At 38.9% G+C, this 12,614-nt stretch carries 12 protein-coding genes; 8 read left to right on the top strand and 4 right to left on the bottom strand.

Going from position 1 to position 12,614, the window contains the following annotated elements; genetic code table 11:
- The first annotated feature begins 2 nt into the window (after positions 1-2).
- The gene (locus MB14_RS05265; RefSeq protein ID WP_062590243.1) at positions 3-1,094 is read left to right on the top strand and encodes an alkane 1-monooxygenase; all 1,092 of its coding nucleotides are present in this window, start codon (positions 3-5) and stop codon (positions 1,092-1,094) included.
- Here MB14_RS05265 and aroQ read toward each other — a convergent pair.
- The gene (gene aroQ / locus MB14_RS05260) at positions 1,091-1,513 is read right to left on the bottom strand and encodes a type II 3-dehydroquinate dehydratase (protein WP_062590241.1); all 423 of its coding nucleotides are present in this window, start codon (positions 1,511-1,513) and stop codon (positions 1,091-1,093) included. The genes MB14_RS05265 and aroQ overlap by 4 nt on opposite strands.
- On the opposite strand from aroQ, the gene xerD reads away from it, so the two are divergent.
- Positions 1,497-2,441 (top strand): site-specific tyrosine recombinase XerD, encoded by a 945-nt coding sequence (gene xerD / locus MB14_RS05255; RefSeq protein ID WP_172796100.1) that lies wholly within the window; start codon positions 1,497-1,499, stop codon positions 2,439-2,441. The two genes, aroQ and xerD, sit on opposite strands and share 17 nt — an antisense overlap.
- Positions 2,442-2,443: 2 nt before the next feature.
- On the opposite strand, the gene corA is transcribed toward xerD, so the two are convergent.
- The 3 genes from corA to MB14_RS05240 are packed head-to-tail and all read right to left on the bottom strand — an operon-like array spanning position 2,444 to position 5,275.
- On the bottom strand, positions 2,444-3,559 hold the full coding sequence (gene corA / locus MB14_RS05250; protein ID WP_062590239.1) for a magnesium/cobalt transporter CorA: 1,116 nt from the start codon (positions 3,557-3,559) through the stop codon (positions 2,444-2,446).
- A complete protein-coding gene (locus MB14_RS05245; protein ID WP_062590237.1) occupies positions 3,546-4,421 on the bottom strand; it encodes a mechanosensitive ion channel family protein in 876 nt (291 codons plus the stop codon). Before MB14_RS05245 ends, corA begins: the two co-directional genes overlap by 14 nt.
- On the bottom strand, positions 4,418-5,275 hold the full coding sequence (locus tag MB14_RS05240) for a universal stress protein (RefSeq protein WP_062590235.1): 858 nt from the start codon (positions 5,273-5,275) through the stop codon (positions 4,418-4,420). Before MB14_RS05240 ends, MB14_RS05245 begins: the two co-directional genes overlap by 4 nt.
- Before the next feature lie 163 nt (positions 5,276-5,438).
- On the opposite strand from MB14_RS05240, the gene MB14_RS05235 reads away from it, so the two are divergent.
- The 6 genes from MB14_RS05235 (at position 5,439) to MB14_RS05210 (ending at position 12,566) form a co-directional block, all read left to right on the top strand.
- Complete coding sequence (locus MB14_RS05235; RefSeq protein WP_062590528.1) at positions 5,439-6,482, top strand: quinone-dependent dihydroorotate dehydrogenase; 1,044 nt, start codon at positions 5,439-5,441, stop codon at positions 6,480-6,482.
- Between the two features lie 79 nt (positions 6,483-6,561).
- The gene (locus tag MB14_RS05230; protein WP_062590233.1) at positions 6,562-9,087 is read left to right on the top strand and encodes an FtsK/SpoIIIE family DNA translocase; all 2,526 of its coding nucleotides are present in this window, start codon (positions 6,562-6,564) and stop codon (positions 9,085-9,087) included.
- Positions 9,088-9,106: 19 nt separating this feature from the next.
- The gene (gene lolA1 / locus MB14_RS05225) at positions 9,107-9,748 is read left to right on the top strand and encodes an outer membrane lipoprotein periplasmic chaperone LolA1 (RefSeq protein ID WP_084375968.1); all 642 of its coding nucleotides are present in this window, start codon (positions 9,107-9,109) and stop codon (positions 9,746-9,748) included.
- Positions 9,749-10,564: an orotidine-5'-phosphate decarboxylase gene (gene pyrF, locus MB14_RS05220; protein ID WP_062590228.1), complete on the top strand. Its 816-nt coding sequence runs from the start codon at positions 9,749-9,751 to the stop codon at positions 10,562-10,564.
- 24 nt (positions 10,565-10,588) lie between these two features.
- Positions 10,589-11,884 (top strand): DUF2851 family protein, encoded by a 1,296-nt coding sequence (locus tag MB14_RS05215; RefSeq protein WP_062590225.1) that lies wholly within the window; start codon positions 10,589-10,591, stop codon positions 11,882-11,884.
- A 49-nt stretch (positions 11,885-11,933) separates the two neighbouring features.
- The gene (locus MB14_RS05210; RefSeq protein WP_062590222.1) at positions 11,934-12,566 is read left to right on the top strand and encodes a NeuD/PglB/VioB family sugar acetyltransferase; all 633 of its coding nucleotides are present in this window, start codon (positions 11,934-11,936) and stop codon (positions 12,564-12,566) included.
- The last annotated feature ends 48 nt before the right edge of the window (positions 12,567-12,614 follow it).

Genomic DNA, 12,614 nt, shown 5'->3' with positions numbered 1-12,614 from the left:
ATATGAGTTGGATCAAACGAATCGGCTTTCTTACTGCTTTTATAATTCCATTACTTGCCATTCTCGGTTTTTACCTTGGCGGTTGGTGGAATTACCTTACCATTGGCTTTGTGTTCATCATAATCCCTCTAGCTGATTCGCTTATTGGGGAAGATCCTGAGAATATGGAGGACGCTGATGCGCTAATCATTTCGGAACAATTCTATTATCGCTTTATTACTTACATCTGGGCAGTTTTTCAATTGGCTTTTTTGGTTTGGGCATCGGCTCAAGTGGCTTCCACTAGCTTAGAAGTTTATGAATGGATTGGCTTTGTGTTGAGTTTCGCTTTAGTGAATGGCGGAATTGGCATTACTGTGGGGCATGAGCTTGGTCATAAAAAGTCGGCTTTGGAGCGTTTTTATTCTAAGCTTATTTTGATGACAGTTTGCTATATGCATTTTTATATCGAGCATAACCGCGGACACCATGTGCATGTGGCTACTCCTAAAGACCCTGCTACAAGTAGAAAGAATGAAGGTTTTTATCGTTTCTGGTTTCGCTCGGTTTTAGGGAGTTATCGTAGTGCTTGGAATATTGAAAAGGCAAGCTTGAAAAGGAAGGGAAAGAAGGTCTGGTCATTGGGAAATGAAATGATTTGGTTCACCATACTTCCCGTTTTATTGGCCGCTACTTTAACATTGTTGGCAAGTATTTGGCAAAATAGGTTCGTTTGGGAAGTGCCAGTTTTCTTCTTCAGCCAAGCTGTTTTGGCCTTTAGCCTTTTGGAAATCGTGAATTACATTGAACACTACGGTATTGTAAGAAAGGAGATTTCTCCCGGACGTTACGAAAGAGTCAACCCAATGCACTCTTGGAATTCAAACCATAGGTTGAGCAACTTCTTTTTGTTTCAGTTACAACGCCATTCCGACCATCATGCGAATGCAATTAAGCGCTATCAAGTATTAAAGCATTATGATGAGTCGCCACAGTTGCCCTCGGGTTATCCGGCTATGATATTAATGGCCGCAATTCCTCCTTTGTGGTTCCAGCGAATGAACCCAAAACTGAAAGACTGGGAAGAAAAAGTATATTTGAAAGAGGTTGATTAAGACTTTGTGCTTAAATAATACAGCGCCATATCGTAACCCATCAAGCCGAATCCAGTAATCATTCCTGCGCATTCTTTGGTGATAAGGCTTAGGTGCCTGAACTCTTCTCTGGCATGAATATTTGAGATGTGGACTTCGGCTACAGGAGTATTGATTGAGGCAATTGCATCTGAAATAGCCACAGAGGTATGTGTGTAACCACCTCCATTGAAAACAATACCATCGTATGAAAAACCAACTTCATGTAATTTGTTGATCAATTCCCCTTCTACATTGCTTTGGTAATATTCTAGTTCAAGGTTGGTGAACTTTACTTTCAGCTTTTCAAAGTAAGCCTCGAAGCTTTCGTTACCATAAACGGTTTTTTCTCGGGTGCCCAATAAATTTAAATTTGGGCCATTGATGATGATGATCTTCATTTTGTCGAGGGGTTATTTATCTTTAGCCGTGGCTTGGGAAATATATATTCAGGAATACGAAAACTATTTAAAACTGGAACGATCACTGTCCGAAAATTCGGTTGAAGCTTACGTTCATGATGTGGTGAAGCTAAAACAGTTTCTCGAAATATCCAATCTGGATATTACAGCCCAGCAAGTAAGGGCCAATCATCTGCAGAATTTTATTGAGTACATCAACGAACTAGGGATGAGTGCTCATTCGCAAGCACGTATTATTTCTGGGCTCAAGTCTTTTTATAAATTCATGATGTATGAAGGGGAAATAGAGATTGACCCTACCGCTTTATTGGAAGCGCCCAAGTTAGGACGCAAGCTTCCTGATACGCTGGATATTCATGAAATAGACAAGATTCTGGCTGCTATTGATCATTCTAAAGCAGAAGGAATGCGCAACCGAGCCATGCTCGAAACGCTTTATAGTTCGGGTTTGCGTGTTACAGAACTTATCAGCCTTAGAATTTCTAACATCCATTTTGAGATTGGGTTTTTAAGGATTTTGGGGAAGGGAAATAAGGAACGTTTGGTACCCATTGGGCGCGAAGCACTAAAATACATCAATATGTACCGAGGGGAAGTTCGGGTTCATTTAGATATCAAACCAGGACACGAATCATTTCTGTTCTTAAATCGTAACGGAAAGCAGCTTACTCGTCAAATGGTTTTTATAGTAATCAAAGACTTAGTGGCCAAAGCTGGGCTTCAGAAAGTAGTAAGTCCACATACTTTTCGGCATTCATTTGCTACCCATTTGATTGAAGGCGGGGCTGATTTAAGAGCCGTTCAAGAGATGCTCGGTCATGAATCGATTACGACCACCGAAATTTACACACATTTAGATCGTGATTATTTGAAGCAGATTATCAAAGATTACCATCCAAGAAGTTGAGTTTATAACCAACCTTTTCTTTTAAAGTAATAGATCATTCCGCCCGCAACTGTTAGTAGTGCACCCCAAAAAATTGGGTAGGCATATTTATAAGATAGTTCAGGAAAATACTCGAAGTTCATTCCATAAATACCTGCCATGAAAGTAAGTGGAATAAAAACAACAGAGAAAATGGTGAGGACTTTTAAAATATCATTCAGCTTGTTATTCATTTGGTTGTTGTAATGGTCCATCAAGTCTTTTAACTCGTCCATGTACAACTCTACGTTTTCAGTCAGGTGAGTGGTGTGGTCCAATAAGTCTTTCAAGAATGGGGTAGTCTTTTTCTCGATTAAAGGAGTTTGAGATTTGTTGAAACTAATGACGCTTTCTTTGATTGGGCGTACAGTTCTACGAAGCCAATTCACCTCTTTTTTTAGGGTGCTTAGTCTATTAATAAAACTCGGGTCTGGGTTCCCTCTTAATTCATCCTCCAAATCATCAATTCTGTCGGCATACATTTCAATAATAATCAGATAGTGATCTACCACCACATCCATTAATGCAAAGGATAGGTAATCGGGTTTACGTGTTCGGATTTTGCCTTTAGCATTTCTCAGCCGATCACGAACTCCCTCGAAAACATCTTTCATGTCTTCTTGAAACGTGACAATAAAATCCTTACCAACAACCATTGCAAACTGCTCATGTTTGATCATGTCGCTTTGTGTCATCACCATTTTACAAATCTGAAAAAAGTAATGATCGTATTCTTCCCATTTAGGGCGTTGCCCAAGGTTAAGAACATCTTCTAAGGTTAGGTTAAGAATATCGAAATGTTCGCCAATCTCGCGAATGAGATCTACATTATGTAGCCCCGTAACATTGAGCCAAAGGTGCTTGTCTTTTAGGTCAAGCTGCTTCAGTTCATCAATAGATTTTATCGACTTTTCTTCAAAGAAGTCTGCATTATAAATAATGGCTTGAAGAAGAATTTCTTCATCGCGCTTTTTGCCCGTGTACAGCAAAGACCCAGGCATCAGGTTTGTTTTTTCTTTAGATACCCTTGGTCTTCTAATGATGTCCAATGGAATTAGCCTGAAAAGGTCTATTGGGTTTCTTGATTTAATCTTGCGCATTTTTATAGACTATAGTACGATGAGGGAATGGGATTTCTATGCCTTCTTTATCGAAGCGAGCTTTAATCGACTTATAAATATCGCATTTTAAATCGAATGCTTTTGAAGGGTCTGCAGACCAAACCTGTGCCCTGAGGTTAATGCTTGAGTCACCAAACTCAACTAAACGAACTAAAACTGCCGGCTGCCCCGTTTCCAACTCTTCTTCTGTTCTATTGTCAAGAAAATAGCGGTGTTTCATGGCTTCTTCCTGAATAATTCTGATGGCCAAGTCTAGGTTAGAATCGTAGCTTATTCCGAATATGATAAAATTCTTAATCTTAGAATCTACAATGTTAAAGTTCTGGATGGTTTCATTTCCAATGACTGAGTTTGGAATAATTAGCCTTCGGTTTTCAAAGTCCCGTATTACCGTGTGTCGTAGGTTAATATCTTCCACTGTTCCGTGGTAAATGTTATTTACTTTAATAATATCATCTACCCTAAAAGGTTTGAATATCACTAAAAAAATACCGCTAATGATATTAGAAAATGCTGCTTGAGAAGCAAAACCAAGAATAGCAGCAAATACACCCGCACTGGCAAACAAACCTAAACCAATGTCTTCTAATTCGGGAATAGAAAGAAATATGATGATGAGGGCTCCCATATACACCAAGAAATTCATGGCGTTTTTCAAGAATTTGTACTTGGTGGGGTCTACACGTAGGTCCTCGCTCGACTTATTGATAAACCTATTCATAATTACCCTAATCATGCGCAATAAAGCATGGGCAATTACAAACACAGCGGCCGCCAATATTAGATTGTTTAAAAGCGGGTGTTCAGTAATGTTGGAGAATAAGTCGTGAAAACTTTTCATTCGGGTTTACTTAAATTTAAAGTAAGTACTGGCACTTTTGATTTGGTGATCAGGTATTCTGTGATGTTCCCCACCAACAAGGTTTTTATGTTCTCTGTATGGTATGAAAAAAGAGCAATCATATCGCTGTTGAAAAATTCGGCAGCATATAAAATGCCTCTATTTATCGATTTCGCATTAAATATTTCTACCGCATGGTTTTCTAATCCATGCTTTTCTAAGAACTCTACCTTTAGTTTGTTGGCTTGCAGAGTCGTTTTAAAGTGAGCTTGGGTATTTACATAAACCAAGGTAAGCTTAGCATTGTACGATTCAGCAAATTTCAGCAAATCAGGCATTGCGGCTGTGTAGTCGTCAGTAAGGTTAGTTGGAATTAAAATGTTCTTAACCTCAAATTTTTCAAGTTCACTATTGATGGTCAATACTGGATTTTTAGCCATCGCAGCTATTTTTTCTGGATGCGTTCTTCTAAATACTTCATCGAACCTTTCGTGTTCATAATTACCCACAACGGTTAAGTCGAAAGCTTCTTCGGCTACCAGTTTTGCAATTTCATTGGGTGTGTTATGTACCTTTAGTTTAGAATGAATCGTAATTCCTCGGTCTTCATATTTCTGTATGAGCCGTCTCATTTTTTCTTCATTTATAGCTAAGATATCGTCAAGAAATTGTTGTCCCGTTGGTATTTTGCTTTTGTACTCTCCCAGTTCATCTAAATAAACCGATAGCGCAGCCTTTACAATGTGCATTATGTACACTTCGCTATTTAGTTTTTTTGCAATCTGACAGGCAACGTCTAATGCACGGTGTGATTTTTCTGTAAAATCTATTGGGACGAGAATTTTGCTATACATGATTTTTAGATTTGGAGCAACGATTTATCAAATCTTACATAATCTTCCAAAAAATGAAATTGGAAAACAAGTGATACCACCGATAGTAAAGTTAATGCAGCTAAAATCTTAATTCCTTTTTATCGTTCCCTTTGAAGCCGTACTTTTGACAAAATTTTCAGCTTTGTATAAATCAATCATTCGTCCCTTTCTTTTTGCCAAATCGGCAGAAGATGCTCATTATTTTACTTTTGGGTGGCTTAAGCGCCTTTTTAAAATTCCTGGAGTCTCTGCTGTTGTCAAATCGCTTTACGATTTTGAAGACAGTCGATTAGAGGTAGAGGCCTTTGGACTCAAGTTTAAAAACCCTGTTGGTCTTGCTGCAGGTTTCGATAAGGATGCAAAGCTTTATGATGAGCTTTCTGCTTTTGGCTTCGGTTTTATCGAAATAGGTACACTAACGCCTAAAGGACAAGAAGGAAATCCTAAGCCAAGACTTTTTAGGTTGCCAAAAGATCAGAGCTTGATTAATCGTATGGGCTTTAATAATCAGGGTGTTGACGCTGCGGTTGAACGATTAAAAAGGAAAAAGACTAATGTGCTGATTGGAGGTAATATTGGCAAGAACAAAATAACACCCAATGAAGAGGCTGTAAATGATTATGTGTTGAGCTTCGAAGCACTATTTCCACACGTAGATTATTTTGTGGTCAATGTAAGTTCTCCAAACACGCCAAACTTAAGAGAGCTCCAAGAAAAGGAACCACTCAAGCTATTGCTTATGGCTTTGCAGGCGGCTAATAGATTAAAACAAATTAGCAAACCTATATTGTTGAAAATTGCTCCAGATCTTACTCCAGATCAGCTTAATGATATAGTTGAGATTGTTGAAGAAACGAAAATTGATGGAGTAATTGCTACCAACACTACAATTTCAAGAGAAGGCTTAGCAACAGGAAAAAGTGAAATTGAAAAAATAGGTGCGGGTGGTTTAAGCGGAAAATCAGTGAGAGCTCGTTCTACTGAAGTGATCCGTTATCTTCATCAAAAATCTGGAGGCTCGTTTCCGATTATCGGAGTAGGAGGGATTAATACCGGAGAAGATGCCATTGAGAAATTAAAAGCAGGAGCAACTTTGGTTCAGGTATATACCGGATTCATTTATGAAGGCCCGGCAATGATTAAAAAAATCAACAAAGCCATCCTGAAATGGAAGTTTGGCAAGTGATCTTAAGATGTTTTAGTCAATCCGTCTAAAGGATTCATAAAATTCATTTATTTTCGTAATTAAAGGGAAGCACTTTTTCATGGCCAAAAACACCTACAAGTCCAATACATTTAAAAACACCAAACAAGATAAGAAGCAGTCCAAAGGATTTAGCCTAAAGGGGAAACTCCGCTTGGGCTTTATAAAGGACAGAAGGGTTCAGCTTACCTTGGGCTTGTTTTTGTTGCTTACCTCCATTTTTATTTTTGTGGCTTGCGTAAGCTACCTATTTACTGGCAAGGCCGATCAAAGTGTTGTGGAGTCGGTTGGCGAAACAGGATTGATAGCTTCTGGCAGAGAAGCGGCTAACTGGATGAAGCTTTGGGGGGCTTACGCATCGCATTACCTTATTTTTAAATGGTTTGGTATTGCAGCCTTCCTTATTCCTCCATTTTTATTTGTTGGAGGCTATAAAATCGTTTTTGGAAAGGCCCTTGTTAACATTCAGCGTGCCTTCATTTTTGTCGTTTTCTTCCTTTTGTGGATCAGCCTTTTGATGGGTTCTATGATTAAAGGTGGTTCTGGGGTGTCTGAATGGAGCTTTTATAGTGGTGGTTTAGGCTATGAACTTGCGGTTATTTTCGATAACCTAATGGGTTTCGGAACAATTTTATTACTCGTATTTACTTTTTTGGTGTTCGTAATTTTCTTCTTCGACATCAAACAGATTTTCTCTACCAAAAACACTTTGTCTAATTTGGATAAAGCAGAAGAAGCTGAAAAAGAAACAGTCATTACAGAAACTAGAGAAACCGTGAAAGCGGAAGATTTAGATGATGGATTAGATGAAGACGAGTTAGAGCTATCAAGTGAGGAAGAGCTAGAGAGTTGGGTGCTTGAAATGAAAGAGGATAAAAAGGCCTCTGTGGATAATTCAATAGAGCTCGAGCTGTCAGACGAGAATGAAAAGGAAGAAGAGGAGGAAGCCGAAGAGTTAATCGTTGAAAAACCTTTTGTCGAAAATCGCCCGATTCCTCAAACAGAAAAGAAAGACGAGCCTTCGTTTGAAGTAGAAATTAAAGAGTCGTCAGAGGCATTGGTTGAAAAGGTAGGAAACTATGATCCGACTTTAGATTTGGCCAAATATCAATACCCAAGTATTGAGCTTTTGAAAGAATATGGCCCTGCCAAAATTCAAGTAACAAAAGAAGAGTTACAAGCCAATAAGGATAGGATTGTTGAAACACTAACCAATTTCAAAATTGGAATTTCCAGTATTAAGGCCACCATTGGTCCAACGGTTACACTTTATGAAATTATTCCTGAAGCTGGGGTTAAGATTTCAAAAATTAAAAACCTAGAAGACGACATTGCTTTAAGTTTAGCTGCTTTGGGTATTCGTATTATTGCACCAATTCCAGGAAAGGGAACTATTGGTATTGAGGTGCCGAATAAGAACAAAGAAATGGTTTCTATGCGTTCTGTCGTGGCTACGGACAAGTTCATGAACAGTGATAAGGCGCTTCCGGTGGTATTAGGTAAAACCATTTCAAATGAGGTTTTTGTAACTGATTTAGCCAAAATGCCTCACTTGCTTATGGCTGGGGCAACTGGTCAAGGTAAGTCTGTTGGACTGAACGCTATTCTTACCAGTTTACTTTATAAGAAACACCCTTCACAACTGAAGTTTGTATTGGTAGATCCCAAAAAGGTGGAACTTACCATTTACAATAAAATTGAAAGACACTTTTTGGCGATGTTGCCAGATGGCGAAGAAGCTATTATTACCGATACCAAGAAGGTTATCAATACACTGAATTCACTGTGTATTGAAATGGATCAGCGCTATGATTTATTAAAAGATGCTGCTTGTCGTAATATCAAAGAGTACAATCAGAAGTTTGTTGATCGAAGACTAAATCCGGAAAAAGGACATCGTTACTTGCCATATATTGTGCTTGTTATTGATGAGTTGGCAGATTTGATGATGACAGCTGGTAAAGAGGTAGAAACCCCAATCGCACGTTTAGCACAGTTGGCTAGGGCTATTGGAATTCACTTGGTAGTAGCAACGCAACGTCCATCGGTAAACGTAATTACAGGTATAATTAAGGCCAACTTCCCTGCAAGGCTTTCATTTAGAGTGACTTCAAAAATAGATTCACGAACCATTCTTGACACGGGTGGTGCAGATCAGTTGATCGGGCAAGGAGATATGCTCCTTTCTATGGGCTCTGAAATCACTAGAATTCAGTGTGCATTTGTAGATACGCCAGAAGTAGACGACATTTGTGACTTCATTGGAGGTCAACAAGGTTACTCTTCTGCTTATATGCTCCCAGAGTTTACAGGAGATGATGGAGATAGCAGTACAAGTACGGTCGATTTATCTGACCGAGACTCGATGTTCAATGAAGCGGCTCGACTAATTGTTTCACATCAGCAGGGAAGTACCTCCCTGATTCAGCGTAAGTTGAAGTTGGGTTATAATAGGGCAGGAAGAATTATTGACCAGTTGGAAGCAGCTGGAATTGTTGGGCCTTTTGAAGGTAGTAAGGCAAGAGAAGTTTTAATTTCAGATGAATATAGTTTGGAACAGTTATTGAACAGCTTGGACGATAACTAATTCCTTAGAATAAGAGACAATGAGAAGAATACTAGGATTTTTGATGGTGATGATGGTCAGCAGTATGCTGAATGTGGCGCAAGCGCAAGATCCAAAAGCCGTGTTAGACAAAATGAGTGCAACCTACAAAGCCATGCCTGGCTTTGAAATCGAGTTTGTGCAAAAAGTAATGAATGAGGCCGAAGTTTTAGATAGGTTCTCTGGAAGCGCAGCAGTTTCGAAAGAGAAGTTTATGATCAAATTTAGAGATCAACACATTTACTGTAACGGGCCAGTGCTTTGGACATATTTGGTAGAGGCACAAGAACTGACCATTACCAATTTTGAACCGGAAGAAACGTTTATCAACCCTACCAATATTTATGATATTTATAAAAAGGGTTTTACGTATACCTACAAGCGTTCCGAGAATTTAGGAGGTACTTTGGTTGATGTAATTGAGTTGGTTTCTACAGATGAAGACAGTGATTTCACAAATATTATCATGTACATCGACAAAAAGACCAGCTACCTTAAAGCTTGGGATTTGATTGATTATGATGGCATCAAGACCTCTTTTGAAGTAGCTAACTTTAAGCCAAATCAAACTTATGCTGCCGGATTTTTCGAATTCGATTCAAAGAAAAACCCTGTGCAACACACCGAAGACTATAGGAACTAAATGACCAGAGCAGAGCTTTTTGGCCAAATTCAGAAAAAGAACTCCTTTTTGTGTGTTGGCTTAGATACCGACCTGAATAAAATACCCAAGCATTTACTAAATACTGAAGACCCGATCTTCGAGTTTAACAAAAGAATTATAGATGCCACTGCTCAATATGCAGTGGCCTATAAGCCTAATATTGCTTTTTATGAGGCATATGGTGTTAAGGGCTGGCAAAGCTTAGAAAAAACAATCGCATACATTCCTAAAGATATTTTCATTTTGGCCGATGCCAAACGTGGTGATATTGGTAATACCTCAAAAATGTATGCCAAGGCTTTCTTCGAAAATATGAATTGCGATGCCATTACGGTAGCGCCTTACATGGGAGAAGATTCGGTAAAGCCTTTCCTTGAATTCGACAATAAATGGGTGATTCTATTGGCGCTCACTTCGAATGTTGGCGGAAAAGACTTTCAGAATTTAGAACTTACCCAAGGTGGAGAGCTTTACGAAGAAGTACTGAGGAAAAGCCAAGAATGGGGAACTACCGATCAGTTGATGTATGTGGTAGGAGCTACTAGGGCTGAAGCTTTGACAAACATCCGCAAAATTGTTCCTGATCACTTTTTGCTCGTTCCAGGAGTGGGTGCGCAGGGCGGAAGCTTGAAAGATGTAGCCCAACATGGGATGAATAACCAATGTGGTCTTTTAGTAAATTCGAGCCGAGGAATAATTTACGCTTCTCAAGACGAAAATTTTGCTGAGGTGGCTGAAGAGAAGGCGCGCGAGTTACAGCTAGAAATGCAACAGTATTTATCTGAATTTTTGTAATTTAAGAAGCTAAAAGGCTTTTTAATGTTACCAGAATCCTTTCTACATTTCGTTTGGCGATATCAATACTTTAATACTTCTACTCTTGAGTTGGTTTCTGGAGATAGGCTGAACATTACAAAGACTGGGAATCTCAACCATTTGGCAGGTCCTGATTTCAAAGAGGCTCAGGTTGATATTGAAGGCATGCAATGGTATGGCTCAGTCGAAATACATGTAAAAGCTTCTGATTGGTATGTCCATAAACATCAAGATGATCCCAACTATGATAATGTGATTCTCCATGTAGTTTGGGAAAATGACAAACAGGTACTAAACAGTGAAGGTAACCCAATTCCTACTTTAGAATTGAAAGGCTTGCTAAAGCCAATGGTGCTAGAGCGCTATCAAAGTTTAATTGATAGTGAGGATCCAATTCCATGTGCTAGACATCTAAATAATACAAAATCCATCACCAGACTTTCAATGCTGGAAAGGGCTTTGGTAGAAAGGGTAGAAGAGAAGTCGAATGGATTCGATTCTATTTTGGAAGCAAATGCGCATAACTGGGAAGAGTCGGCTTATCAATGGCTGGCCAAGGGATTTGGCTTCAAAACTAACGCAAACAATATGTTGCGTTTGGCGCAAAGCGTCCCGTTAAAAGTACTTACAAAACATTCTAATCAACTTTTTCAGATTGAGGCACTGCTTTTTGGTCAAGCAGGTTTTTTAGATGTTGATGTGTCAGACGAATATGCCTATCAGCTTCAAAAAGAGTATCGATTTCTAAAAGCCAAATACGAGTTGAAACAAAAAATAGGTTATAATGAATGGCATTTCTCTAAAGTGAGGCCAGCCAATTATCCGACCATAAGAATTGCTCAACTGGCCGCTTTGGTAATTACCTACCCACATATTTTTTCATTCTTTTCTGAAATTGAAAATAGAAAAGAGGCTCTAGACAAATTAGATGTACTTCAGTCAGATTACTGGTGTACGCATTATGCTATAGATAAAAAATTGAGCAAACGTTTGGGTGGGCTGACAAAGAAATCGAAGGAGAATATAATTGTAAATACTGCCATTCCTTTTTTTGCAGCTTTAGCTAAATATAAGGATGATAGCGCTTATTTAGATAGGGCTTTAAACTTACTTTCCTCTATGAAAGCAGAAAGTAACCACATTACTGAATTATGGAAGAGTTTAGGCTGGAATGTGTCTTCTGCTTTTGATAGTCAAGGCTTGATTCAATTACACAACGCTTATTGCCTACCTAAAAAATGTATAGAATGTAATATTGGAATATCATTGGTGCGGAACCCTGTTACGGATCATGCTTAGAATTTCATTCAAAAAAAGCTAACTTTGCCGCCCGAAAAAAGGGATAATTATGGACAATCCAGTAATCATATTTGGTGCGAATGAAATGGGTAAAGCTACCCTCGAAATATTTGAGAGTAACGGAGTTGTAGTATATGGTTTCTTGGATGACGATGTGTCGAAACATGGCCAAGAGATGAGTGGAGTTTCTGTTTTAGGAAAAACCGATGACGATGGCTTTCTAAAGCTGATTGGTAAAAAATGTGAAGGCTTTATAGCAGTAGACGACCGTGACCTTAGAAAGGGTTTGGTAAAACTGATGGTAGAGCGCAGAAAGAAAATGCCTGTAAACGCCATCCATCGCAATGCAGAAATTGCTACTTCGGCACACATCGGTCACGGAAATTTTGTAAACAACGGAGTGGTTATTGGTTCGAATGCTAAAATTGGCAATCACTGTCTATTGAACACTAATTCAACCATTGATTTTAGTGCGAAATTGGGAGATTTAGTACAAGTGGGGGCTGGTAGCGTAATTGGAAACGAAGCCGAAATTGAAGATAATGTGTTCATTGGTTCTGGCGTTACGATTGTCTCTGGAGTTAAGATAGGTAAGGGGGCAAGAATTGGAGCAGGTTCTGTGGTAATAGCCGAAGTAAAAGCTAATGCTACTGTATTTGGTAACCCAGCCAAGGAAGTTTAGTGAGTTACGATATTGGAGGTTTGATTTATTAGTTAACCGAGTGAAACT

The organism is Roseivirga ehrenbergii (assembly GCF_001593005.1).
GTDB classification, from domain to species: Bacteria; Bacteroidota; Bacteroidia; order Cytophagales; family Cyclobacteriaceae; genus Roseivirga; species Roseivirga ehrenbergii.
This window is presented reverse-complemented; position numbering and strand designations above follow the sequence as displayed.

Bases quoted from the DNA above. Each gene is read 5' to 3' on its own strand.
- lolA1 (WP_084375968.1), top strand. From the start codon at position 9,107: ATGAGAAGAATACTAGGATTTTTGATGGTGATGATGGTCAGCAGTATG.
- pyrF (WP_062590228.1), top strand. From the start codon at position 9,749: ATGACCAGAGCAGAGCTTTTTGGCCAAATTCAGAAAAAGAACTCCTTT.
- MB14_RS05245 (WP_062590237.1), bottom strand. From the start codon at position 4,421: ATGAAAAGTTTTCACGACTTATTCTCCAACATTACTGAACACCCGCTT.
- xerD (WP_172796100.1), top strand. From the start codon at position 1,497: ATGATGATGATCTTCATTTTGTCGAGGGGTTATTTATCTTTAGCCGTG.
- MB14_RS05230 (WP_062590233.1), top strand. From the start codon at position 6,562: ATGGCCAAAAACACCTACAAGTCCAATACATTTAAAAACACCAAACAA.
- MB14_RS05210 (WP_062590222.1), top strand. From the start codon at position 11,934: ATGGACAATCCAGTAATCATATTTGGTGCGAATGAAATGGGTAAAGCT.
- MB14_RS05240 (WP_062590235.1), bottom strand. From the start codon at position 5,275: ATGTATAGCAAAATTCTCGTCCCAATAGATTTTACAGAAAAATCACAC.
- corA (WP_062590239.1), bottom strand. From the start codon at position 3,559: ATGCGCAAGATTAAATCAAGAAACCCAATAGACCTTTTCAGGCTAATT.
- aroQ (WP_062590241.1), bottom strand. From the start codon at position 1,513: ATGAAGATCATCATCATCAATGGCCCAAATTTAAATTTATTGGGCACC.
- MB14_RS05265 (WP_062590243.1), top strand. From the start codon at position 3: ATGAGTTGGATCAAACGAATCGGCTTTCTTACTGCTTTTATAATTCCA.
- MB14_RS05215 (WP_062590225.1), top strand. From the start codon at position 10,589: ATGTTACCAGAATCCTTTCTACATTTCGTTTGGCGATATCAATACTTT.